We start from the raw sequence: 23,646 nt of genomic DNA on the forward strand, positions 1-23,646 counted from the left end.
ACGGACCGAGTGTTCAAGTACTCGACGCCGGTAGCGGGGGTTTCGCGATCTGATTCATCTGCTCACGCTGGCGCTGAAGAGCCGGAGCGAGCACGGTATCCGCGATTTCCGAGACCAGGCGTAGGAGTAATCGGATAAGCCGTTCGAGGGGCATTGTTGCGCGGAGGCTAACCGCGCGCAACAGAGACTCGGTCGATGGAGCTCTCCCTCGCTCCATATCCGCTGAGGGTTCTGCGAGGATTGAATTCCAGTAGATACTGACCGGACTCGCCCGGCCGACCATTGGCGTCGTGCAGATCGTCGGGAACAACGCTATTGGTGGATGGCACAGCCCGCGCCCGCAGTAGTTTCTGCCCGACGTGCCCGACTTCTAGGGCTGAATGTCGGCCAAGGAATTTATTGCGGGGACTCGGGCGACTCGTCGCGATCGACCGGCGCATCCTGGGCGGTCTCGTCGGAACGTTACCCGGCAGCGGCCCCGACGCGACTTTCCCAAATTGCCTCAGTAGAACCTTCGTGCAGGGCCTTGGCCAGTGGCAGGAGAGTTCGGCAGTGCGCCACCGATCGCGGTGAGCACGACGTCGTTGACCGTGGCTTTCTGGGCGTGACCGGCGTTGCGGATCCCGTCCAGCGCCACCGTGACCGTAGCGAGGCTTCGTCGCGGGCCGGTCGGCCGGTTAAGCGACGTTGGCCTCAGGCGCGTCCACCGCACCGACCGCAATTCCCGGGCCGCGTCCTGGAGGCGGCGCAGCAGAGCGGGGAGAGCTCGCAGTGAACCTAGCCGGCGGGTCCAGGCGTCGATGGCGAGCTGGCGAATGGATGCTTGCGGCCGCGGGAAATCGGATTCATGCGTCTTCGGGCCCACGGCCCTGGGCGTCCCGGTAGCGTCCGACTGGTCTACGAGCCCGCCCAGCACGACCAGGCCGGCCACTCCGTCGGCGAGCACGTGGTGAAAGACGACGATCAACGCGGCTTGGTGCCGCGCTACTCCGGTGACAAGTGTGGCTGCCCAGAGCGCACGGGTGCGCGGCAGCGGAGCGACGAGCAGCACTGCGGCTAGATCGAGTACCGCCTGCTAGCCCCCGGGGGCCGGGCAGCCGGGGCGAACAATCTGCTTTCCCGCAGGCACGCCTGGTGGCCCTGGCTGAGTGCGGAACGCATGCCATTCTGGACGCGGTGATTGGCCCGTGCGCGACGTTGGAAATTGAACTCTCCCGAGAGCTCGCAGGGCGCTTCGAACCGGGCATGTTGGTCCTCGCCGACCGCGGCTTCTCCGGCTTCCGGTTGTGGGCTCAAGCGGCAGCGACGGGCGCTGACCTGCTCTGGTGGGTCAAGACGAACCTCCGCCCTCGGCATCAGGAGACCCTCGCTGACGGGTCCTGGCTGGCGACGATCATCCCGACCTCGGGCCGGGGCGGCAATCGACACCACCATTGACCGTGCGGGTCGTGGACTACACGATCGACGACGGACGCGACAACCCTGACGCCGACCGGCTGCTGACCACGATCCTTGATCCGGCCGAGGCCTCCGCGATAGAACTCGCGACCGTGTACTACCCCTCCACGAGCCAAAATCACCACTCAAACGCTTAACTGAACGGTATTGAGGCTAAACGGAGGAGGAACCGGCGAGGGAGAGAATTCAATTTTGAGTCGTCCTCAGTCGTGGCTGGCAGGCTCTGTTTCGGGGCCCGCCGAGTGCCGGGCAAGCACGTAGAGCAGGTCGGAGAGCCGGTTGAGGTAGTGCCGCGCGTCGTCGCTGACCGGATGCCCGACCACACCGGCCCGCACCGTGTGCCGCTCGGCCCGCCGCACCACCGTTCTGGCCAGATCGATGGCGGCCTCGGTGGGCGTCGACCCGGGGATGAGGAAAACCGGCCGCAGCGGCCGGGCGGTCACCAGCCCGTCGATGATTCCCTCCAGCTCCGTGACCATGTCCGGAACGACCAGCGATATGCGCGGGACGAGGCGGTCGCGGTGAGCTGGGTTCACGACCAGATCAGCTGCGACGACGAACAAATCGCGCTGCACGCGGAACAGGATCGCGGCATGCTCGGGCTCGGCGCATCCCGCTCGCGCCAGACCGAGGGCAGACACCGCTTCGTCGATGTCGCCGACCGCGTCCATGAGTTCATCACCCTTGGAGACCCTGCCGCCATGAAGCATCCCGGTGCTGCCGGCGTCGCCGGTTCTGGTGTAGATTCTTGCCATTTCGTGGCCTCCCGTTGATCGCCGGACTAGGTTGACGAAGCTGGGCCGGTACCGGACAAATCCATCGTTTCATGCATTCGCGTGCCGGTGCGGCTGTCTGCCGTCGGTGCGCGGGTGCCCGGCCACCGTCGGGATGCTGCACACCGCACGGAACACCACCCCTCTATCGACGTGGTTGCGCCGCGGGGCTCAGATTTTCCCCTTCAGCAGCGCAACGTTTTTTGGTGGGGATCTGATGCGGGCCGTCGTCCTGGCCGACGGCGCGGCACTGATCGGCCGGCCTGTGCGTGCAGCCCTGCTCCGCACCGCCAGGCGGGCTTTTTTCTGCAGCACTGCCCGTCGAGGACACGCCCGAGCCGAAGCAGAAAAACACAATCACTACATGTAGTGGTTCACTGAGGAGTCGACACCCACTGGTAGTAATTCGGCATTCGGGTGTCGTGAGTGGGGAGCGAACGTGAGTAGCAGGAATCAGAACGCCGAAGCCGGGTCTGACGGAAGCGATCAGGGTGCGCATAGTGCCGGACTGGCCATCGAGCGCCACTTCAGCACGCCCGGGGTCCACCCGTACGACGAGGTGGTCTGGGAGCTTCGCGATGTCGTGCAGACGAACTGGAAGAATGGCGAAACCGTCTTCGAGCAGAAGGGTGTCGAGTTCCCGGACACCTGGTCGGCGAACGCCTCCACCATTGTGAGCACCAAGTACTTTCGCGGGGCCATCGGGTCGCCCGAGCGGGAGTCCAGCCTCAAGCAGCTGATCGACCGGGTGGTCACGCGGTATGTGGTTGCCGGGTCGGCGAACGGTTACTTCGCCGGGGACGGCGACGCGGAGGTCTTCGGTGCGGAACTGACCTGGCTGCTCCTGCATCAGGTCTTCTCGTTCAACTCCCCGGTGTGGTTCAACGTCGGGACGCCATCGCCGCAGCAGGTCAGCGCCTGCTTCATCCTCTCGGTCGAGGACACAATGGAGTCCATTCTCGGCTGGTACCGCGATGAGGGGATGATCTTCAAGGGCGGTTCTGGGGCGGGGGTGAACCTGTCCCAACTGCGTTCCTCCAAGGAACTGCTCTCCTCCGGCGGAACGGCCAGTGGGCCCGTCTCGTTCATGCGCGGCGCCGATGCCAGCGCGGGCACGATCAAGTCCGGCGGGGCGACCCGGCGTGCTGCCAAAATGGTGGTGCTCGACGTGGACCACCCGGACATCGTGGAATTCATCGAGGCCAAGTCGAGGGAGGAAGGCAAAATCCGTGCTCTGCGGGATGCCGGCTACGACATGGACCTCGGCGGTGCGGACATGGCGAGCGTGCAGTACCAGAACGCCAACAACACCGTTCGGGTCAGTGACGAGTTCATGCGAGCCGTGGAAAACGGCACCAGCTTCTCCCTCACCTCCCGGCAGGACGGAAGCGAGATCGAGTCAGTGCACGGACCGGGCCTGTTCCGTCAACTCGCCCAAGCGGCGTGGGACTGCGCCGACCCGGGAATCCAGTACGACGACACCATCAACGACTGGCATACCAATCCCGAATCGGGTCGGATCACGGCGTCGAATCCCTGCTCGGAGTACATGTCGCTCGACAACTCGTCCTGCAACCTGGCCTCGCTCAATCTGCTCAAGTTTCTGCGCGCCGACGCCGTCCCGGGGGAGGACGTGTTCGACACGGATGCCTTCGTTCGGGCGGTCGAGCTGATCACCACGGCGATGGACATCTCGATCTGCTTCGCCGACTTCCCGACGCCGGCCGTCGGTGAGACGACCCGCGCGTTCCGCCAGCTGGGCATCGGCTACGCCAACCTCGGTGCTCTCCTGATGGCCGCCGGTCACGCCTACGATTCCGAGTCGGGCAGGGCCGTGGCCGCCGGGATCACCTCCCTGATGACCGGAACCGCCTACCGGCGTTCGGCCGAACTGGCCGGGGTGGTTGGCCCGTACGAGGGCTTCGCGCGCAATGCGGAGGCCCACACGAGAGTCATGCGCAAGCACGAGGCAGCCGACATCGCCCTGCAGACCTCGGGTGGCATGAGCGGCGAGATCCATGATCGCGCGTCGGCGGCCTGGCAGCAGGCCCTGATGTTGGGGGAGGTGTCCGGCTGGCGAAACGCGCAAGCCAGTGTTCTCGCTCCGACCGGCACGATCGGCTTCATGATGGACTGTGACACCACGGGAATCGAACCGGATTTCTCACTGGTGAAGTTCAAGAAGCTGGTGGGTGGCGGCTCCATGCAGATCGTCAACCAGACCGTGCCCCGAGCGCTGCGCGGCCTGGGGTACCCGCGGGAGGCCGCCGAGGCGATCGTCGAACACATCGCCCTGCACGGACAGGTCATCGGTGCCCCCGGGCTCGAACCGGAACACTACGCGATCTTCGACTGCGCCATGGGGAAGAGGGCCATCGCGCCGATGGGCCACGTGCGCATGATGGCCGCGGTTCAGCCGTTCCTCTCCGGAGCCATCTCCAAAACCGTCAACCTCCCGCAGAGCGCAACGGTCGACGAAGTGGAGGAGGTCTACTTCCAGGGCTGGAAGCTCGGGCTCAAGGCGGTGGCCATTTACCGCGACAACTGCAAGGTCGGTCAGCCCCTATCGAACGGCAAGGCCGCCCCGGCGTCCGTGCCGGTCGTGCAGCCCGCGTCGCCGATCCGGCGGCGACTCCCGAAGTCCCGCACGTCGATCACCACGTCCTTCGCCGTCGCCGGCGCCGAGGGGCATCTCACGGCGGGGTTGTACCCCAACGACGAACTCGGCGAGATCTTCCTCCGGCTGGGCAAACAGGGTTCTACTCTGTCCGGGGTCATGGACGCATTCTCCATCGCGGTCTCGATCGGCCTACAGTACGGGGTGCCGCTGCCGACCTACGTCGAGAAGTTCACCAATCTGCGCTTCGAACCGGCGGGGATGACCGATGACCCGGACATCCGGATGGCGCAGTCGATGATGGACTACATTTTCCGCCGCCTGGCCCTGGACCACCTGCCGTTCGCCACGCGCTCGTCGATGGGGATCTTCACGACCGCCGAGCGCGTTTCCCAGCTCAATGCGGGTGGCTCTGAAGCAACGGAAACGGCGCCACCGAGCCAGGTGCTGCCTCCGGCCCAGCCGCCTGCAGGGGCGACTCGAGCGGTGCATTCCTCGGCGGAACTACTCGAGGCTCAGCAGGGTCTCAGCTTGGATTCGCCGCTGTGCATGTCGTGCGGCACCGCCATGCGTCCGGCCGGTTCGTGCTACGTCTGCGAAAGCTGTGGCAGCACGAGCGGCTGCAGCTGAGGCCCATCGCTGCCTGACGGCGGTGGGCTGTCGGCGCCGATCTTCGACATCGTGCTCAAGGGCCTCACCATTCGCGGTTCGATCGGGGGCACCCGCCGTGACCTTGTCGAAGCCCTGATTTCCACAACCGTGGAGTGTTCCACCCGGCTGTCGCCACTGGCCGCCTCGAGGAGCTGACCGACGTCCTCGATGAGATGCGCCAGGGCAGGATCGACGACCGGGTCGTCATCACGGACTCGGCGCACCCGCTGCCGATGCGGCGCCGGACAGGGGGCTCGCCGTCGTCAACTGGATGACGGCCAGCGCGGACCGAGCGTGGACCGCGGCCTCGGCGGCGGTCACCGGTTCGAGCAGCCCGAGCAGCCGCCGCCGGTAGTCTTCGCCCAGCAGCAGTGCGTAGAGCTGCTCGGCATGGGCAGCGGCCGCCTGGCCGTGCTCGGCCCGAATGTGGTCTGCGAGGCGCGCGATGTGGCGCATGTCGCCGTTGTCGTGCAGCCGTCGGGCGAGTTCGGGAAAACGCAGCGACTCGGCGATCACGAGGCGGTGTAGTCCGATCATCTGGGCCGAGTGCAACCCGTACACGATACGCGCGGCGAGTGATTCCAGCGTCTCCGTGCGGAGAGGCTCGCCACTGACGTTCGCGGCCAGGCGTCGCTGCATCTCGGTGAAGACGCCATCCTTGTCACCGAAGTAGGTGTAGATCGTGCGCTTGGTGACGCGGGCCGCGGCGGCAATCCGGTCCACCGTCGCCTTGCCGAAGCCATATTCAAGGAAGACCGGCAACGCGGCGTCGAGGATCTGGCCTCGACGCTCGACGCGCCCCGCCTCCGTGGGTCGGCCGCGCTTGCGAACCGGGCTCGCTGGGGTCGCTGAGTCCATGTCCGGCCCTTCGGATCTTCAAAAAAACGTTAAACGCAAACGTACTCTCGGATGTAGAATGAAACTAATTCGTATCATTAAAATTCGATGCGACTCTTCGATCTCCGACCTCACGAAGGCCGAGCAGGGAGTTCTTTCATGACCACTCGAGCGCGTACATCCGTGGCGACTCAGTCCCGACCAACCACCTCCCCGGATCGGCCGACCCCGGGCGCAAAACCCGATGTCTCCCCGGCCGACCGGGAACTCTTGACCGGGTTCTACCGCCAGATGATGCTCATCCGCCGGTTCGAAGAGCGAGCCGCACGGGCCTACACGCAAGCGCTGATCGGCGGCTACTGCCACCTGAATCTCGGCGAGGAGGCTGCGGTCGTCGGGCTCATGTCCGCGCTGCGCCCGAGCGACTACCTCTTCACCAACTACCGCGAGCATGGCTACGCGATCACCCGCGGCATCCACCCCAACCGGGTGATGGCCGAACTGTACGGCCGATCCGACGGGGTGTCCAAGGGGTGGGGCGGCTCGATGCACATGTTCGACTTCGAGAAGCGGATGCTGGGCGGCTACGGCATCGTCGGCGGCCAGATCCCGCTGGCGACGGGGGCCGCCCTGGCCATCGACTACCGCGCCGGCGACGAGATCGTGCTGTGCACGATGGGCGATGGCACCACGAACATCGGAGCATTCCACGAGTCTTTGAACATCGCGTCTCTCTGGAACCTACCGATCGTCTACGTCATCATCAACAACAGGCTGGGAATGGCCACGACGGTCGACAAGGCTTCGGCTGAGCCGGACCTCTACAAGCGCGCATCCGCGTACCGGATGGCGTCGGAACGCGTCGATGGGCTCGATCCCGTCGCCGTGTTCGAGGCCGCCCAGCGTGCCGTTGCTCAGGCTCGCAGCGGTAAGCCCTTCCTTCTCGAGGTCGTGACGGAACGACTGCGTGGGCACTCCGTCGTCGACCCGGCCAAGTACCGCTCCGACGAGGAGATGTCCCTGGTCAAGGAACGAGACCCGGTGCACACCTTCGCCGCCAAGCTGGTCGCGGACGGTCTGCTTGACGAGCAGGAACTGGCGAAGATCGACGAGGAAGTAACCCTTCAGGCAACCGAGGCGGCGGCGTTCGCCGAGAACAGCCCGTTCCCGGATGTGTCGACCCTGTTCGACTACACCTACGCCACAGCCGTGGCCAATGACTCCCATCGGTTGCCCGGGCAGCCTCTGTTCGAGCCGGCACCGATCCCCGACTACGGAGTCAACCAATGAGCATCATGACCTATCGCCAGGCACTGCACGACACGCTGCGTTCCGAGATGCTGCGTGACGAGAATGTGTTCCTGATGGGTGAGGAGATCGGTCTCTTCGAAGGCGCGTACAAGATCACCGCGGGCATGCTCGACGAGTTCGGCGAGAAGCGCGTGCGGGACACCTCGATCGCCGAAGAGGGTTTCACCGGTGCCGCCATCGGCGCCGCGATGCTCGGGCTCCGCCCCGTGGTCGAGATCATGACCATCAACTTCTCCCTGCTCGCGCTCGACCAGATCGTGAACCACGCCGCCAAGATCTACGGCATGTTCGGTGGACAGGCCCGAGTGCCTCTCGTCATCCGCACGCCGGGTGGCGGCGGACAGCAGCTGGGTGCGACCCACTCGCAGAACATCGAGCTCTTCTACGCCTTCGTCCCCGGGATGAAGGTCGTCGCACCCAGCACGCCGGCCGACGCCAAGGCGCTTCTGATCGCGGCGATCCGGGACGATGACCCCGTGCTGTTCCTGGAAAACCTGTCGCTCTACAACATCAAGGGCGAGGTGCCTGACGGCGACGTGTCGGCCGAAATCGGCAAGGCTGCCGTCACCCGCAAGGGAAGCGACATCACTCTGATCGGCTATTCACGGATGGCCCACGTCGCGTCGCAGGTCGCGGCGCAGCTCGCGGAATCGGACGGCCTCGACATCGAGGTCATCGACCTGCGCAGTCTGCGTCCATTGGACCGCGAAACGGTTGTGGAGTCCGTCAAGAAGACGCATGCCGCCGTCATCCTCGAGGATGACTGGCTGACCTATGGAATCGGCGCTGAGATCGCGGCCACGATTTCCGATGGCGCCTTCGACTACCTGGACGCGCCCGTTCGACGCGTCGCGATGGCAGAGGTGCCGCTCCCGTACTCAAAACCTTTGGAGACGGCCGCGTTGCCGTCGGCGGAGGACGTCATCGGCGCCATCCGTCAGACCCTCGACGCCGTCGGTCGCCGCCGCTACCCGATGGGTGAAAAATCATGATCGAAATCACAATGCCCCGCCTCTCCGACACGATGGAGGAAGGCGCGATCGCGATCTGGCACAAGCAGCCCGGTGACCGGGTCGAGGTCGGGGACCTGCTCGTCGAGATCGAGACCGATAAGGCCACGATGGAGTACGAAGCCTACGAGGCCGGCACACTCTCGGAGCATCTCGTGGCAGAGGGGAAGCTGGTCTCCATCGGCGAGCCCATCGCACTGCTGGACGACGGCAAGCCGAGTGTCATGCCGGGGGCGACGCCGGCCGCCGCTGCCGACGCACCGGCGGCTACGCCGGAGGCCGAGGCCGCACCGGCAGTTCCTCCGACCGATGGCAATGCGGACGGGAACGCCGCCGGGCGCGGTGAGCGCCTCTTCGCGTCACCGCTGGTGCGCAAGCTCGCGCGGGAAAACCATCTCGACCTGAGCCAGGTGCGCGGCACGGGCCCCGGCGGCCGCATCATCCGCTCGGATACCGACGCACTGCTCGCCCAGGCGACCGCGCCCGGTGCCGACTCCGCCGTCCCTAACGCGACCGTGGTCGCTCCGAGCGCGGCAGCCGCCGCACCCTCACCGGACACCCTCGACAAGCGCGCGTCCGAGGCGATCCCGCTGAGCAACATGCGCCGCATCATCGCGCGGCGGCTGGGTGAGAGCGCCCGCACCATTCCGCACTTCTTCGTCACCGCCGCGGCCGACGCCGAGAACCTCGTGCAGTTGCGCACCGAGCTGAACGCGCAACTCGTTCAGGCCGGTCGGCCGAAGGTGAGCATCAACGACCTGCTGATTCGGGCGAGCGCGCTCGCCCTCCGCGAGCACCCCGAGGTCAACGCGTCCTACATCGACGACGCGAGCGTCGAGATGCTGGTGCACCACCGCGTCAACATCGGTGTGGCTGTCGCCTCGGGCAACGGCCTCGTGGTTCCCGTGATCGAGGACGCGGACCAGAAGACCGTCAGCCAGCTCGGTACGGAAGCCAAGCAGCTCGTCTCCCTGGCCAACGCCAAGAAGCTCACAGCCGGTCAGATGTCGGGCGGCACGTTCACCATCAGCAACCTCGGCATGTTCGGTGTGGAGCAGTTCACCGCGATCATCAACCCGCCCGAAGGGGCGATCCTGGCCGTCGGCGGCACCGTCCGCGAGGCTGTCGTGGTCGGGGACGAGATCGTTGCCCGGCACAGGATGCGCTACACCCTGTCGGCGGACCACCGGATCATCGACGGCGCTGTGGCCGCACAGTTCCTGCAAACGCTGACCCGACTGATCGAGAACCCGTGGACGATCATCGCCTGATCACCGGCACGGGGGACCGCTGCGCGCCTGTCGCGGCGGTCCTCGATCTGGCGTTCTAGCCCTTCTTGGCAACGGTCATCAGGACCGTGGAATCTACGACCGCCTCAAGGCTGTGCCGTGCGTCCGGAACGATCAGGAAATCACCGGCGCGCCCCTCCCAGACGTCGTCGCCGGCTCTTAGCCGCACGCGCCCGCTGAGGACATAGACCGTCGCCTCACCCGGATTCTCATGCTCGCTCAGGGAGATCCCGGCCAGCAGCGCGATGACGGTTTGACGCATCACCTTCTCGTGGCCGCCGAAGACCGTTCCGGCTGCGCGACCACTGGTGCCGGCTGCGGCTGCCTTCAGGTGTTCGCGGGCGAACGCCTCGATCGAAATTTTCTGCACGGGTCGGTTCTCACTTTCTCGGTTGGCCGGTGACTGCGGGCTCAACGGTCAGGTGCCGCGGGTCAGGGGATCCACGAAACAGTCCACCTGCCCGCAGCGGCTGGCGGACCATCGCGGTGAACATGACCAACCACACCACGAGAGCCACCCAGAGTGAGACGGTCCCGATCTGCCCGACCAGTGGAAGGTCATCGGCCTGGCCCAGGTAGATTCCGGCGACCGCGTACATCCCGACGGGAAATGCGATGCTCCACAGCGTCGCTTCGTAGCGCAGTGGCACTCGGTGTGTGACGTGACGCCAGAACCCCACCGCGATGAGCACGGGGATGAGCCAGGTGGCGAACGCCCAGAACATGACGGAGACGCCCGCAACGAGCCCCCGGGTCGCGGTCACCATCGGGGCGTCCGCCATTTCGACGATGCGGGCACCGGCCAGCACCGTGATCGCGCACGCGCCCATAGACACCCAGTAGGGCGGGTCCAACTGCTCAGGCCGGATGTCATAGAGCACCAGCCGTAAGGATACGAAAACACCCGCGGCACCGTAGAGGAAGATGCCCACCGACCAGGACAAGATCGCGAGGACTGCGAGCAGTGCCCTGGCATCGCCCGACACGGGCTCCAACGAGGCCGCCACGACGGCGACCGACTGGCTGGCGACGACCCAGATGAACCAGGTCCCGTTCGCGGCGTTGAGCACGGGGCGCACGCTGCGGCCCAGGACCGCGAACCACGGGAGAGCGTAGCCGAGCAGCAGCCAGGTGATTCCGGACACGCCGAGGAGAACTGTCGCCAGGCCGAACCAGCCCTCGATGGCGAGACGGGCAGCCAGGACGTTGGTGCCGGCGACGAAAGTGAAGAACTGGAATCCGCGGTGGGGATCGTGCATGTCCGCAAGGAAGGCCGCGGAATAGGCGATGAGCCGCCACCCGGTAAGCGCCACGAGAATCAGGTAGGCCGCGGCACACACGACCATGAGGATGAAGCTGAGCGTCTGGACGCCGATCAGGTGCATCCCGACCGAGATGATCCCCGTGGCCATGACCAACGCGAAGTAGCCAGGCGGCATCCCTCGGACAGCGGCACCCACACGCACACCGCTGTTAGACGTCACCCTGACAGGCTAGCGCGCCGGCGCTCCGGCGCGCCGACAACCGCATGGTGCGGACGCTGTTACGCGCTGACGAGCATCCGTTCGATCACGGAGGTGAAGAAGGTGATCCCGTCGGTGCCGCTGCGCATGGCGTCGACGGTGTCGGGGCCGAAGCCCGGCTCGACCGCGTGCTCGGGGTGCGGCATCAGGCCGACGACGTTGCCGCGCATGTTGCTGATGCCGGCGATGTCGTTGAGCGAGCCGTTCGGGTTCATGCCGACGTAGCGCACGACCACGCGGCCCTCACCCTCGAGGCGCTCGAGCGTGTCGGCGGAGGCGATGAAGCCGCCCTCGCCGTTTTTGAGCGGGATGGTGATCTCCTGGCCGGCCGCGAAACCACCGGTCCAGTCGGTGAGGGCGCTCTCGACGCGCAATTTCTGGTCGCGGCAGATGAACGAGCCGTGGTCGTTGCGGATCAAGCCGCCCTCGAGCAGGTGCGCCTCGGTCAGCATCTGGAAGCCGTTGCAGACACCGAGCACGGGCATGCCGCTGTTGGCCGCGCTGATGACCTCCGCCATGATCGGAGAGAGGCTCGCGATGGCGCCGCAGCGCAGGTAGTCGCCGTAGCTGAAGCCGCCGGGCAGTACGAGCGCGTCCACGCCGTGCAGGTCGTGCTCGCCGTGCCAGAGGGCGACGGGCTCGGCGCCGGCCAGGCGGATCGCGCGCGCGGCGTCGCGATCGTCGAGCGAACCGGGGAACGTGACGACGCCGATGCGCATCAGTGCGTCTCTCCGGCGGGTGCCTCCAGCACGTGGATGCCGATGACATCCTCGATCACCGTGTTGGACAGCACGGTGTCGGCGAGTTCTTGCACCTCGGCGAGCACGGCGTCGTCGACGTGGCCGTCGATGGTGAGTTCAAATCGCTTGCCCAGGCGAACGCTGGTGAAACGGGTCTTGCCGAGGCGACCCAGGGCGCCGGCGACGGCCTTCCCCTGCGGGTCGAGCAGCTCGGCCTTGGGCATAACTTCTACGACGATTGTTGGCATAGCTCACTCCGGAGGCGTCGGGGGGTGGATTCCACGATCCTACAGGCCGACCCCCGGGCCGCCGAGCGCACCGGCCAGGCCGGTGCCCAGGCCGGTGCCGAGACCACCGTTGGCTCCGCCGGCAAGCCCGCTCTGCCCGAGCAGCACACCGCGCAGCACGTCCCGGATCGCCGCGACCCCCTCGAAGGTCTCGACGAAGCTTGTGCTCAGCGGGGACAGGCCGATGCGCAGTGCGTCGGGCATGCGGAAATCGGGGATCACATCGTGCTCCCACAGAATCTGCGTCACCTGCCGCATGGCGGGGTGGTTCACGGTCACGTGACCGCCGCGGTGCGTGGGCTCTCGCGGCGACGACACAGTCACGCCCATCGGGGCAAGCCAGACATCCACGAGGGTCAGCGCGAACTCGGTCAGCGCCACCGACTTGGCGCGCACCTGGTCGATGCCCGCCTCCTCGATCATCGCGAGCGAATCCTGCATGGCCAGCATCCCCACGATCGGCGGGGTTCCGCTCATGAAACGACGGATGCCGTCGGCCGGCACATACCCCGGGCCCATCGTGAAGACATCCTTCGTTCCCATCCAGCCCTGAATCGGCTGGGTGAGAACGTCTTGCAGGTCGCTGCGCACATAGGCGAACGCGGGGGCGCCGGGGCCGCCGTTCAGGTATTTGTAGGAGCAGCCGACGGCCAGGTCCACGTCGCACAGGTCGAGTTCGACCACCACGGAGCCGACCGAGTGGCTGAGGTCCCAGAGCACGAGGCCGCCCGCGGCGTGCACCACCGCGGTGATCTCGCGCATATCGGCAAGGAAACCGGAGCGGTAGGCCACGTGGCTGAGCAGCACGAGCGCTGTCTGCGGGCCCACGGCCTGCCGCACCTGCTCTACTGTGACGCCGCTCGCGGGGTCGGAGTGGATCCAGTGCAGCGTCATGCCACGTTCGGCCGCGATGCCCTCGAGCAAGTAGCGGTCGGTGGGGAAGTTGTCGGTGTCCAGCACGATCTCGGTGCGCGTCGGTTCCGCGTCGACGCGAAGGTAGTCGACGGCCGCCCGCGCCAACTTGTAGAGCAGCACGGTGGTCGAGTCGCCGACGAAGACCTGGCCGGGCGCGGCACCGAGGGCGGCGCGGCCGATGTCGTCGCCGATTTTCAGCGGAAGGTCCAGCCAGGCCTCGTCCCAGCCGCGGATCAGGCGGGTGCCCCAGTCGTGGGTGAGGAACTCGGTGATGCGGGCCACGCTGGCCCGGGTGGGCCGGCCGAGGGAGTTGCCGTCGAGGTAGGCAACGAGGCTCGGGGTGTGCCCGGTCGCGCCGGTCGCGCTGTCGGGTTCGATGCCGACGAACTGCCGCCGGTAGTGTCCGAGCCCGTCGATGCGGTCCATCCGGCGGGCGAAGGCGAGCTGGGCATCCTGGCTGCCGTTGCCGGAGGGGCTGGTGTCGGTGTGGGGGGTCATCTGGATTCCTCGAGGTCGAACGGATGATGGGCAGCCATCTCTCGCAGCGATGCGCGCTTCCCGGGGACTCGCCGACACCGTGCCGCGCTGGAAGTATCCCACCCACGCGGGTGACCGCGCGACTACGGAAAGCGCGGACGGCCGTGCGGCGGTGGATGCGGTCGGGGGTGCGCTCAGGAATCCGGCGGGTCGAGGGTGCTGAGGTCGCCGAGGTCGCCGAGGTCGGCCGGGCTGATCGCCCGGGCGGTGCCGAGCCAGGCGCTGAACGCGGCCGGGTCGGCCGGGCGCTTGCCACGCAGCACCGTGACCAGGCGCTCGCTGCCTGTTGGGCCGCGCAGCACGGTCCGGAAGCCGCCGAGGTTTCCCATGGTCAGGCTCCGCAGCACGTCGTCGCCGCTCAGGCCGGCGCCGAGCAGCGCGTTGATCTCCCGCCGGTTCAGCCCGAGCGGCAGCGGGCCGTTGCCGAGGTCGGTGCCGTAGAGCACCTGTCCGCCGGCCCGGTGGAAGCGGCGCAGATTGTCGACCGCGCGATCGAAGTCGTCGGTCGGCTCGCCCCAGCCGTGGATGTCGAGGGTGCTGATCCATGCCATTCGCCTGGCCATGGCCGCAATCACCTCGTCGCCCAGCCGCTCGCTGAACGGCGTGTGCGCCAGGGCGTCCACCCCGGCCTCGAACGCGCGGAGCGCCTGGCCGGCCCCCTCGGCGTGGGCGAGAACGGGGGCCCCGCGATCGTGGGCGTGCCCGACTATGGCCGCGAGAACCGCGCGCGGCAGCACTGGCCCGGCGTCGCCGTTCAGCGTGACCTTGATCACGGATGCCCCGAGCGCCAGCTGATCGTCGACGGCGGCCGCGGCATCCGTTGCCTGGGCCACGAAGCGCACGCTGCCTGCCGGGGCCCAGGACCGTTCGCTCGGGTAGCCGCCCGGCGCGGCGAGAAACTGCCCCGCGAACACGGTCTCGGGAAGGACCGCGCTCGCCTGACGCCCCGCTCGCTGGGGCTCTCCCGCGCCCACCTCCACCCGCCGAGGTCGAGCACCCGGGTCGGACTCGACCGGAAGCGTCGACCTCGGCGGCGTCCACCCGCCGAGGTCGAGCACGCGGGCGATGCCGGCCGCGGTGAGCGGGGCCGGGTCGATCAGCGCGAGGTGAACATGCGCATCGAGGAAGCCCGGGAGCACGGTCCTGCCGACCGTCCTGCCGACCGTCCTGCCCGGCACCGATCCGCCCGGCACCGATCCGCCTGGCACCGATCCGCCTGGCCGGCCGCCGGTCATCCGTGCCTCATGTGCCGAGTTCGGTGCGCACGGCGAACAACTCGGGGAAGAAGGTCAGCTCGAGCGCCTTCTGCAGGAAGGCGGCCCCGCTCGACCCACCGGTACCGGTCTTCATGCCGATGATGCGCTGCACGGTCTTGAGGTGACGGAACCGCCAGAGCTGGAAGTTGTCCTCCAGGTCGACGAGTTCCTCGCAGGCCTCGTAGGCACCCCAGTGCTCGCCCGCGTTCTCGTAGATCCCGCGAAAGGTGGCCACGAGTTCCGGATGCAGCACCCACGCCTCCGTGACGTCGCGCTCCAGCACGGATGCCGGGATAGCGAACCCCTGCCGGTGCAGGTAGCGCAGAAACTCGTCATAGATGCTGGGGGCCGCAAGCATCTCGGAGAGGAGCGCGTGAGCATCCGGATCGCTCTCGAACACGCTCAGCATGCGCCGGTTCTTGTTGCCGAGCGCGAACTCGACGGCCCGGTACTGATACGACTGGAACCCGGACGAGTTGCCCAGGAAATGCCGGAACTCGGCGTATTCGCTGGGCGTGAGCGTGGCCAGCACCGACCACTGCTCGGTCAGGGTGCGCTGGATGTGCTTGACCCGGGCGATGCATTTGAGGGCCGGGGCGATCTGGTCCTGGCGCAGGAACGCGGTCGCGGCGCGCAGCTCGTGCAGCACGAGCTTCAGCCAGAGCTCGGTGGTCTGGTGCTGGATGATGAACAGAAGCTCGTCGTGATGCTCGGGTGAGCTGACCGGCTTCTGCGCACCGAGCAGGGTGTCCAGATCGAGGTAGGAGCCGTAACTCATCCGCTCCCGGAAATCCGTCACGATCTCGGGATCGAACTCGCGGGTGTTGTGCTCGACCGACATGGTGCTCCGTTTCGTTCGGGTGCTGACTGCATTGTGCGGGACAGCCCCGGCCCGGCGCAACTGGCTGACACCTGCCAGGGGGAGGCGTGGAGGTGAGCCTCCGCGATGCCAAGGTTCGGGACCTAGACTCAGGGTCATGACTTCGCCCGAATCGACCCCGCAGGATGGGGCGCAGCCTCGACGGCGTGACGCCCGGCAGAACCGTGAGCGTCTCCTCATTGAGGCGCGGGCACTGATCGCGGTGCACGGCGTTGACGCTTCGCTGGAGGAGATCGCTCGCCGCGCCGACGTGGGCGTAGCCACGCTGTACCGCAATTTTTCCACCCGGGACGACCTGGTCAGGGCCCTGCACGACATCTCCCTCGCCGAGCTGGCCTCGGTGCGCGACGAGATCGCGGCTGCCCCCACCGCGTGGGACGGCATCGTCGTCTACACCGAACGCGTCGCCGAGTGGCTCGTCGCCGACCCGTCGCTGCCGCCCATCCTCAAGCGCATGGAGACGGTCGACCCGGCGCGCGGCAAGGCGGCCTCGTTCAAAGCGGTGCTGTCGGCCCTCGTCACGCAGGCCAAACGCGACGGCGACCTCCGAACGGATGTCGATGCGGTCGACCTCGCGGTCCTCGTCACCATGGTGGGCTCGCTCGGCACCCTCGGCGGCGGTTACACCGGCCAGTGGCGGCGCCAGCTGTCGATCGTGCTCGACGGGCTGCGGGCCGTCGACCGGGGCCGGCCCAAGCTGCCGGGACGTCCGCTGGGAGCCAAGGAATACCAGGCGGCCGTGCACGGCCTGAGCCGCCGTGCCACCCGGGCGGCCTCCCGCGGCACGGGTGCGGCGCCGGGAGCCGGTGCGGCGCCGGGAGCCGGCGCATAGGACATCTGCGTTCGGCGTCGGCGGGGTGCGCCGCGCTGACGCCGTGCGCTGACGCCGTGCGGGCTACTTCGTGCGCACCACGATCTGGTTGCCCCACGGGTCGTCGAAGCCGAGGGCCTGCCCGTCGTGACGGGTCTGCACGCCGAAGTGGGACATCCGTTCGTTGAGGGCGCCGATGTCGTCGGAGCCCGGCAGGATGATATCGACCTCGCCGAGCCCGAGGGCCAGTCGGCGCTTGCCGGCGCCGGCGCTGTTCCAGGTGTTCATGGCCATGTGGTGGTGGTAGCCGCCGGCCGAGACGAACAGGGCCTGGCCGCCGAGGGTCGCCGTCGCCTCGAAGCCGAGGCGGTCCACGTAGAACTCGCGGGCCGTGCCCACGTCGCCGACGGAAAGGTGCACGTGCCCGACGATGGCGTTGCCGACCGACGGATGCGCCTGACCGTCCCGGGTCAGGTGCTCGCCGATGAAGGTGTTCGGGTCGAGGTATAGGGTGGCCATCTCGACCTGGCCGTGGGTCCAGCTCCACTCGGTGCGGTCGCGGTCCCAGTACAGCTCGATGCCGTTGCCCTCCGGGTCGGTGAAGTAAAAGGCCTGGCTGACCAGGTGATCGGCACTGCCGGTGAACGATCCCGGATGCGTTGTGCCCACCGAGTAGACGGCCGCGGCGAGCTGCGCCTGCGTATCGAAGAGGATGGCGGTGTGGAACAGCCCGCTCGAGCGGGGCTCGGCGGCGGCCAGCTCCGGGGCGTGCTGCAGAACAACGATCGGTGTGGTTCCGCGCCCGAGCACGGCGACCGGCCCCTCGTGGCTCTGTAGCTCGAGGGTCACCGCGTCGCGGTAATACGTGATCATGGCGTCGAGGTCGCCCACCCGCAGGGTCACCGCGCCCATGCCGGTGGATGCGGGCAGCAGATCGTTCGCAAATCGATTCACACTGGCCCCAACGGATGATCCGGGCCCGGTATTCCGGCCGTGCGCCGCGTGGCGGGGGCTAACTCAGGAGATCCGGCGGCACGGTCGCGATCGGACGCCATCCGCCGCGGAAACAGTGGCCCCGGGGACGGCCTTGGTCGGGATCTCCTGAGTTAGCCCCAGATTGGAGTCGGGAGGTGGAGTCGGGAGTTGTAGGGGGATCGGGAGTCGGGAGCGGGTCGGAGCGCAGAACGCGACCCGGCAGTCAGGGCGCTCGCTACTGCTCGTCTTCGTGGAGCTGGATCAGGTTGCCGCAGGTGTCGTCGAAGATGACGGAGGTGCCGTAGGCATCCGTGCTGGGGGCGCCGGCGAACTGAACGCCCAGGGTGCGGAGTCGCTCGTACTCGGCCTGCACATCCGGTGTGCCGAACACGATGGCCGGCAGCCCGAGGCTGCGGATGCCCTGAGCGTACTTCTGGTAGACCTTGTTGTCGCTCGGCTCGAGGAGGAGGCCGACCCCGTCGGGGTCTTCCGGGGACTTCACGATGTACAGCTGGTGCTCCGGCATGGATATCAGCTTCTCGAATCCGAGCACGGACGTGTAGAAGTCGAACGCGGCGGACGGATCGTTCACGTGGACGCTGCACATCTTGATTCGCATGGCCGGAGCGTATCAGTTTGCGGCCCGTGGCCGCCGGGCCGTGACGCCTCGCGACGGCACGCCCGGCTGCGGGGAAACCCAGCGACGGTGCGGTGCCCGCGGAGAAACGCGGGCCACCGCGGCCTCGCCTACGCCGCGCCGGCCGCGGAAGCCGCGTGCGTCAGCCGCGCCAGCAGTTCCAGGTAACGGGCCGCGGTCTGCCCGATGATCTCCGCCGGAAGTGCCGGCGGTGTGCCGGTCAGGTCCCAGTTGGCCGCGAGCCAGTCGCGAACGATCTGCTTGTCGAAACTGGCCATCCGTTGTTCCGGGGTCGTGCCGGACTGCCAGAGCGAGGCGTCCCAATAGCGGCTCGAGTCGCTGGTGAGCACCTCGTCGGCGAGCGTGATGGCGCCCGTGAGGCGGTCGGCGCCGAACTCGAATTTCGTGTCGGCCAGGATGACCCCGGCTTTCTCGGCGATCGCCGAGGCGTGGCCGAAGATCTCCAGCGACAGGCGGCGCAGCTCGTCGGCAACGGAGGCCCCGACCAGCTCCACCGTGCGCTCGAACGAGATGTTCTCATCGTGCTCGCCCATCGGGGCCTTCCACGCCGGGGTGAAGATGGGTTCGGGCAGGCGGTCGCCGTTCTGCAAGCCGGCAGGCAGTTGGATGCCGCACACCGTCTGGGTGGACTGGTATTCCTTCCAGCCCGATCCGGTCAGGTACCCGCGCACGACGCATTCGATCGGGAACATGTCGAGGGTCTTGCAGAGCATGGCGCGCCCGGCAACGGCGGATGGGAGCAGGCTGGTCACAGCCCCGTTGACAGTGTGATCCGGCACGAGGTGGTTGGGGAAGCCCACGAGCTGGTCGAACCACCAGAGGCTGAGAGTGGTGAGCAGTTCGCCCTTGCCCGGGATGCCGGGCTCGAGAACGTGGTCGAACGCGCTGACGCGGTCGCTGGCGACCACGAGCACGCGTGCGGCGGTCGCGAGGTCGGCCGCGGCATCCGGAACATAGAGGTCGCGCACCTTGCCCGAGTAGGCGTGACGCCATCCCGGCAGGTCGGGCAGAGCGGATGCGGCGGGCTGGTCTAGTGCGGTCACGGCTATATTCTTGCGCACCGGCCGGTGCCCGCGCCAACGCGGTGCCGGTGTGGGCTCGTGCCGGGCTCGTGCCGCCCGCGGCGTGCCGCGCTTCCGCGCCGAGGATCCCAGGGGGAGGGGCTAACTCAGGAGATCTGCGCTGCCGGTGTCATCCGGCCTGGTGTTCTCGGGTGTTCTCAGCGCTCGCCGAATGGATCTCCTGAGTTGGCCACGGAAACGGCGGGCGGCGACAGCTCAGCCGGGCCAGTGAGACGAGGGTTCGGCGGGCTCGGCGGGCGACGCCGGCGACGCGGGCTCAGCGGGCGACACCGGCGACGCGGGCTCAGCGGGCGACAGCGGCGACGCGGGCCGCGATGTCGGTGCGGAACTGGCAACCCTCAAGCGTGATCAGGGTGAGCGCCTCGTAGGCGCGGGCGCGGGCATCCGCAAAGCCGTCGCCGACCGCGACGACGCTGAGCACGCGTCCGCCGGTGGACACGAGGGTGTCGTCGACGACGGCCGTCGCCGCATGCGCAATACTGACGCCGGGCACAGCGGATGCCGCGGCCAGGCCGGTGAGAGCGCGTCCGGTGACCGGCGCATCCGGATAGTTCTCGCTCGCGAGCACGACCGTGACGCAGGCGTCAGCCGAGAATACCGGGCGGGCCAGGCCGCCGAGGCCGCCGGTGGAGGCCGCGAGCAGCAGACCCGACAGTGGCGTGACCAGGCGCGGTAGAACCACCTGGGTCTCCGGGTCGCCGAATCGGGCGTTGAATTCGATCACCCGGATGCCCTCGGTCGTGAGAATGAGGCCGCAGTAGAGCAGACCGATGAAGGGGGTGTCCTCGGCGGCGAGCTTGCGCACCGTGGGCAACGCGATCGTTTCGATGACCTCGTCTATGAAAGCCTGTTCACTGCCGAATTCGGCGTCGAGCCAGGGCAGCGGCGAATAGGCGCCCATGCCGCCGGTGTTCGGGCCTAGGTCACCGTCACCGAGGCGTTTGTAGTCCTGGGCGGGGGAGAGCGGCAGCACGCTGTGGCCGTCGCTGAGCAGGAAGAGGGAGACCTCCTGCCCGTCCAGGAATTCTTCGATCAGCACGCTGCCGTGCTGAAGCCAGTAGATGGCGTGGTTGATCGCGGCCGTACGGTCCACGGTGACGAGCACGCCCTTGCCGGCGGCGAGGCCGTCGGCCTTCACCACGTAGGGCGCCCCGAACTCGTCGAGTGCGGACGTGGCTTCGGCGAGCGACCCGGCGCGTTCGGCGCGTCCGGTGGGCACGCCCGCGGCGTCCATGATGCGTTTGGCGAAGGTTTTGCTGCCTTCGAGGGCGGCTGCGGCCCGGTCCGGACCGAATACCGGGATGCCCCGGGTGCGCAGCGCATCGGCGACCCCGGCGACGAGCGGCGCCTCCGGCCCCACCACGACGAGCTCGATGCCGTTGAGATTCGCGTAGTTCGTGACCTGCTCGGGGTCGGCCGGGTCGAGCGGAATCACCGGCACATCCCGGGCGATGCCGGCATTGCCTGGCGCCGCCACGATGTCGTGGCGCGGCTCCTCGCGGAGCAGCGCGGTGATGATGGCGTGCTCGCGGGCACCGGAACCGAGGACCAGAATCTTCACCCCGTCAGATTAGCGGATGCCGCGTAGCCCCGCGCGGGCGGCGGACAGCGGGCATTGGCGCAAGAGCGCTGCGCCCATGCTGCGCTGATACGCGCATGGTGTGCCAGGCGCGCAGCGGCGCAGCATGCGCGCGAGGTGGGCTGGCGGCGCAAGGAGCGGGCGGCCGGCACGGACCGCAGACAGGAGGCAGACTGGTGGCGTGGCACGAGCGAGGATTGACGACGGCGTGGGGCGCGCGGCGGTGCGCGAATACGCGGCGCAGCAGGGTGAGGCGAGCCGGGACATCCGTGCCCTGGCGGTTCGGTACACGCTGCAGCTGCTCGCCGAGAAGGCCACCGGCAACACACTCGAGGTTCGCGTGCCGCCGTTCGGGGCCGTGCAGTGCATCGCCGGTCCGCGCCACACCCGCGGCACACCGCCGAACGTCATTGAGACGGATGCCCCCACCTGGCTCGCCCTCGCCACCGGAACGCTCTCGTGGGCTGATGGCATCGCATCCGGTCGCATCGCCGCCTCCGGCCAGCGCGCCGACCTGGTCGGGCACCTACCGCTTCTCTGACGCCTCCCACCTCCGTCTCGGACGCGACCCTCTTTTTTCTCCCTCGTGAGTTTTCCCCGTCGTTGTGGTTCGGTGGCAGCATCATCCGATCACAACATTTAGCGACTAAACTAATTCTCATGACAGTGATTGCTTTGTTCGGTGCGACCGGTAAGACCGGTCATCGCGTGCTGACGCGCGCTCTTGCCGCGGGATGCGAGGTGCGGGCTCTGGTGCGTGATCCGGCCAAGCTCGTCACCACGTCGCCGGCTCTGACGGTCATTCGCGGTGACGTGTTGGACGCGGATGCCGTGGATCAGGCGGTGGCGGGGTCAAACGCCGTGCTCAGCCTGTTCGGGCAGGTCAAGGGGTCGCCGCCGACCCTGCAGACCGAGGGCAACCAGCTCATCGTGGACGCGATGGGGCGGCACGAAGTAAAGCGGATCGTCACCCTGTCGGGCGGCGGGCTAACCGCTCCACTGGACCGGCCCGGGCCCGCAGACCGCGTCATCAGGTTCTTGCTGAAGACCCTGTCCGGGCATGTTCTCGCCGACGCGGAGCAGCACCTTCGGGTGCTCGAGGCGTCCGGGTTGGAGTGGACGGTCGTTCGTGGTCCGCGGTTGACCGAGAAGCCGGGTGCTGGAACTTACCGGGTGGGATGGGTGGGCGTTGACGCGAGCACCCAGATCAGTCGAGATGATCTCGCGGACTTCATCCTCACCCAGGTGGAGGATCGCACCTTCATCGGGCAGATGCCGTTTATCAGCGCATGACACAATCGGCGCGCCTGCTCACCTCGCACCGGTCCAGGCAGATGGGGGAGGTCCTGGCGGCGGTCGTTCGTCTGTCGCGGTCGATCGCGAGCCCGCGATCGACTCCGTTCGGCAGCACGGTCCTCACACGCACCCAGCTGGATGTCCTCTTCGTCCTCGCTCACGCGCAGGACTCTGTCACTCCGGGCCGGCTTGCCGCACTGTTGCACGTCACACCGGGGGCCATCACTCAACTCGTCGACCAATTGCGCGAGCATGACCTGGTCGAGCAGTTCGCATCCGACCAGGACGGACGGGTGCGGCTCCTCAGGCTCACCGGATTCGCGCGTTCCCAGGTCGAGGCGTTCGAAACTCTCGCGATAGAACGCTCCGCACCATGGTTCGACACGCTGACCGATGACTCACTGACCGAGCTCGCTGGACTGCTCGCACAGGTCAAGGGATCCTGAGAGGTGCGGTCATTGTGACAGGCGCGACCGGGGCGCTCGGCTCGGCCGTGGTGGAACGTCCACCGGCCGCCGCGGCTGCCGCACGACGAGGTCGATGTTCGCGCTCCCGCGTACCGCAATCTCATTCATCCGGGCAGGCTGGCATCCGCCGGGCAGAGCCAACACACAGCCGCAGGACCGACCAGGCGTGCGAGAATGAAAGCGTGATCTCAGACCAACAGCCCGAGCAGGAGTCCGATTCCGGCACCGTTGAGAGTGCCGGCGAATCGATCGTCGACAAGTCCACCGTCACCGTGCGGCGCTCGCCCCGCTTCTTCAACTTCATGCTCCTCGGCGCCCTGATCGGTGCGATCGCGGCCCTGGTTCTCACGGTCGTGTTTCCCGAGAACGCCGAGTTCGGGGCTACCCAGGTCTTCGGATTCCTGTTGCTCGCGTTCCTCACGCTGGGCGTCGCCCTGGGTGCCGTCGTCGCCATCATCATCGACCGTGTCATCTCCCGCCGCGGGAAGACGGTCGTCGTCGATAGAATGGCAGCTGTCGGTCCGAGCGATTCCGAGTCTCCGGATGCCGTATCCGACTCGTCGAATTCTGATCGGGGCTAGCTCAACCCGCCCGTTCCAACAACACGGCTCACCGGACCGAAGCGGAGAAGCTCCCGGTCACCCCACAACTCTCAGCACACACTTCCCCGAGCACTGATAGTAGAAGAGGCACC

General features: G+C 67.5%; 24 protein-coding genes and 2 pseudogenes. 12 read left to right on the forward strand and 14 right to left on the reverse strand.

All coding sequences use genetic code 11. From position 1 onward, the window contains the following. Positions 1-502 precede the first annotated feature (502 nt). Positions 503-1,057 (reverse strand): annotated as a pseudogene (locus E3O47_RS15605) (wax ester/triacylglycerol synthase domain-containing protein); the annotation flags it as partial. Between the two features lie 188 nt (positions 1,058-1,245). Between E3O47_RS15605 and E3O47_RS16165 the strand changes: the two are divergent. Continuing rightward, positions 1,246-1,437, forward strand: a complete 192-nt coding sequence (locus E3O47_RS16165) for a hypothetical protein (RefSeq protein WP_134401846.1) — start codon at positions 1,246-1,248, stop codon at positions 1,435-1,437. After that, positions 1,434-1,595 carry a hypothetical protein gene (locus tag E3O47_RS16170; RefSeq protein ID WP_166805260.1) on the forward strand — a complete coding sequence of 54 codons (162 nt, stop codon included), beginning with the start codon at positions 1,434-1,436 and terminating at the stop codon, positions 1,593-1,595. Before E3O47_RS16165 ends, E3O47_RS16170 begins: the two co-directional genes overlap by 4 nt. 66 nt (positions 1,596-1,661) lie before the next feature. Here the strand turns inward: E3O47_RS16170 and E3O47_RS15615 are convergent, their stop codons facing one another. Then, on the reverse strand, positions 1,662-2,213 hold the full coding sequence (locus tag E3O47_RS15615; RefSeq protein ID WP_104099443.1) for a cob(I)yrinic acid a,c-diamide adenosyltransferase: 552 nt from the start codon (positions 2,211-2,213) through the stop codon (positions 1,662-1,664). 457 nt (positions 2,214-2,670) lie between these two features. Between E3O47_RS15615 and E3O47_RS15620 the strand changes: the two genes are divergently transcribed. Next, on the forward strand, positions 2,671-5,478 hold the full coding sequence (locus tag E3O47_RS15620; protein ID WP_134421233.1) for a vitamin B12-dependent ribonucleotide reductase: 2,808 nt from the start codon (positions 2,671-2,673) through the stop codon (positions 5,476-5,478). 33 nt (positions 5,479-5,511) lie between these two features. Further along, positions 5,512-5,774: pseudogene (locus E3O47_RS16725) on the forward strand (hypothetical protein); the annotation flags it as partial. Here the strand turns inward: E3O47_RS16725 and E3O47_RS15630 are convergent. Further along, on the reverse strand, positions 5,707-6,357 hold the full coding sequence (locus tag E3O47_RS15630) for a TetR/AcrR family transcriptional regulator (protein WP_134341991.1): 651 nt from the start codon (positions 6,355-6,357) through the stop codon (positions 5,707-5,709). The pseudogene E3O47_RS16725 and the gene E3O47_RS15630 overlap by 68 nt on opposite strands. Before the next feature lie 138 nt (positions 6,358-6,495). Between E3O47_RS15630 and pdhA the strand changes: the two genes are divergently transcribed. The 3 genes from pdhA to E3O47_RS15645 are packed head-to-tail and all read left to right on the forward strand — an operon-like array spanning position 6,496 to position 9,928. Further along, positions 6,496-7,626 (forward strand): pyruvate dehydrogenase (acetyl-transferring) E1 component subunit alpha, encoded by a 1,131-nt coding sequence (gene pdhA, locus E3O47_RS15635; RefSeq protein WP_134341990.1) that lies wholly within the window; start codon positions 6,496-6,498, stop codon positions 7,624-7,626. Beyond that, complete coding sequence (locus tag E3O47_RS15640) at positions 7,623-8,639, forward strand: alpha-ketoacid dehydrogenase subunit beta (protein WP_104099447.1); 1,017 nt, start codon at positions 7,623-7,625, stop codon at positions 8,637-8,639. The genes pdhA and E3O47_RS15640 overlap by 4 nt, the downstream gene beginning before the upstream one ends. Then, on the forward strand, positions 8,636-9,928 hold the full coding sequence (locus E3O47_RS15645; RefSeq protein ID WP_174722159.1) for a dihydrolipoamide acetyltransferase family protein: 1,293 nt from the start codon (positions 8,636-8,638) through the stop codon (positions 9,926-9,928). The genes E3O47_RS15640 and E3O47_RS15645 overlap by 4 nt, the downstream gene beginning before the upstream one ends. A gap of 55 nt (positions 9,929-9,983) precedes the next feature. On the opposite strand, the gene E3O47_RS15650 is transcribed toward E3O47_RS15645, so the two are convergent. From E3O47_RS15650 to kynA, 7 genes are all read right to left on the reverse strand, one after another. Further along, positions 9,984-10,316 carry a cupin domain-containing protein gene (locus tag E3O47_RS15650; protein ID WP_104194316.1) on the reverse strand — a complete coding sequence of 111 codons (333 nt, stop codon included), beginning with the start codon at positions 10,314-10,316 and terminating at the stop codon, positions 9,984-9,986. A 10-nt stretch (positions 10,317-10,326) separates the two neighbouring features. Further along, positions 10,327-11,430: a tellurite resistance/C4-dicarboxylate transporter family protein gene (locus tag E3O47_RS15655; protein WP_104099450.1), complete on the reverse strand. Its 1,104-nt coding sequence runs from the start codon at positions 11,428-11,430 to the stop codon at positions 10,327-10,329. A gap of 59 nt (positions 11,431-11,489) precedes the next feature. Further along, positions 11,490-12,188 (reverse strand): phosphoribosylformylglycinamidine synthase subunit PurQ, encoded by a 699-nt coding sequence (gene purQ, locus E3O47_RS15660; RefSeq protein WP_104099451.1) that lies wholly within the window; start codon positions 12,186-12,188, stop codon positions 11,490-11,492. Continuing rightward, complete coding sequence (gene purS, locus E3O47_RS15665; RefSeq protein WP_104099452.1) at positions 12,188-12,457, reverse strand: phosphoribosylformylglycinamidine synthase subunit PurS; 270 nt, start codon at positions 12,455-12,457, stop codon at positions 12,188-12,190. Before purS ends, purQ begins: the two co-directional genes overlap by 1 nt. A gap of 39 nt (positions 12,458-12,496) precedes the next feature. Further along, the gene (locus E3O47_RS15670) at positions 12,497-13,837 is read right to left on the reverse strand and encodes an aminotransferase class V-fold PLP-dependent enzyme (RefSeq protein WP_174722160.1); all 1,341 of its coding nucleotides are present in this window, start codon (positions 13,835-13,837) and stop codon (positions 12,497-12,499) included. Between the two features lie 245 nt (positions 13,838-14,082). Then, entirely contained in the window at positions 14,083-15,087 is a 1,005-nt protein-coding gene (locus E3O47_RS15675) for an amidohydrolase (protein WP_134421237.1), read from the reverse strand. A gap of 103 nt (positions 15,088-15,190) precedes the next feature. Beyond that, on the reverse strand, positions 15,191-16,045 hold the full coding sequence (kynA, locus tag E3O47_RS15680) for a tryptophan 2,3-dioxygenase (protein WP_104169576.1): 855 nt from the start codon (positions 16,043-16,045) through the stop codon (positions 15,191-15,193). A gap of 136 nt (positions 16,046-16,181) precedes the next feature. Here kynA and E3O47_RS15685 point away from each other — a divergent pair, with 136 nt between their 5' ends. After that, a complete protein-coding gene (locus tag E3O47_RS15685; protein ID WP_166785416.1) occupies positions 16,182-16,916 on the forward strand; it encodes a TetR/AcrR family transcriptional regulator in 735 nt (244 codons plus the stop codon). 63 nt (positions 16,917-16,979) lie between these two features. On the opposite strand, the gene E3O47_RS15690 is transcribed toward E3O47_RS15685, so the two are convergent. The 4 genes from E3O47_RS15690 to purD form a co-directional block, all read right to left on the reverse strand. Next, positions 16,980-17,807: a VOC family protein gene (locus tag E3O47_RS15690; protein ID WP_134342006.1), complete on the reverse strand. Its 828-nt coding sequence runs from the start codon at positions 17,805-17,807 to the stop codon at positions 16,980-16,982. Positions 17,808-18,105: 298 nt separating this feature from the next. Next, positions 18,106-18,489, reverse strand: coding sequence for a VOC family protein (locus E3O47_RS15695; protein WP_134401841.1), 384 nt, complete (start codon positions 18,487-18,489; stop codon positions 18,106-18,108). Between the two features lie 128 nt (positions 18,490-18,617). Next, entirely contained in the window at positions 18,618-19,538 is a 921-nt protein-coding gene (locus E3O47_RS15700; RefSeq protein WP_134342005.1) for a phosphoribosylaminoimidazolesuccinocarboxamide synthase, read from the reverse strand. 355 nt (positions 19,539-19,893) lie between these two features. Further along, positions 19,894-21,171: a phosphoribosylamine--glycine ligase gene (gene purD / locus E3O47_RS15710; protein ID WP_134341986.1), complete on the reverse strand. Its 1,278-nt coding sequence runs from the start codon at positions 21,169-21,171 to the stop codon at positions 19,894-19,896. A 199-nt stretch (positions 21,172-21,370) separates the two neighbouring features. On the opposite strand from purD, the gene E3O47_RS15715 reads away from it, so the two are divergent. The 4 genes from E3O47_RS15715 (at position 21,371) to E3O47_RS16175 (ending at position 23,533) form a co-directional block, all read left to right on the forward strand. Continuing rightward, entirely contained in the window at positions 21,371-21,730 is a 360-nt protein-coding gene (locus E3O47_RS15715) for a sterol carrier family protein (RefSeq protein WP_104099459.1), read from the forward strand. A gap of 119 nt (positions 21,731-21,849) precedes the next feature. After that, positions 21,850-22,482, forward strand: a complete 633-nt coding sequence (locus E3O47_RS15720) for an SDR family oxidoreductase (protein ID WP_104099460.1) — start codon at positions 21,850-21,852, stop codon at positions 22,480-22,482. Then, positions 22,479-22,931 carry a MarR family transcriptional regulator gene (locus E3O47_RS15725; RefSeq protein ID WP_134341984.1) on the forward strand — a complete coding sequence of 151 codons (453 nt, stop codon included), beginning with the start codon at positions 22,479-22,481 and terminating at the stop codon, positions 22,929-22,931. The genes E3O47_RS15720 and E3O47_RS15725 overlap by 4 nt, the downstream gene beginning before the upstream one ends. 203 nt (positions 22,932-23,134) lie before the next feature. Then, positions 23,135-23,533: a hypothetical protein gene (locus E3O47_RS16175; protein ID WP_174721915.1), complete on the forward strand. Its 399-nt coding sequence runs from the start codon at positions 23,135-23,137 to the stop codon at positions 23,531-23,533. Positions 23,534-23,646 lie beyond the last annotated feature (113 nt).

The organism is Cryobacterium sp. TMT2-17-1, from assembly GCF_004402765.1.
GTDB lineage: Bacteria > Actinomycetota > Actinomycetes > Actinomycetales > Microbacteriaceae > Cryobacterium > Cryobacterium sandaracinum.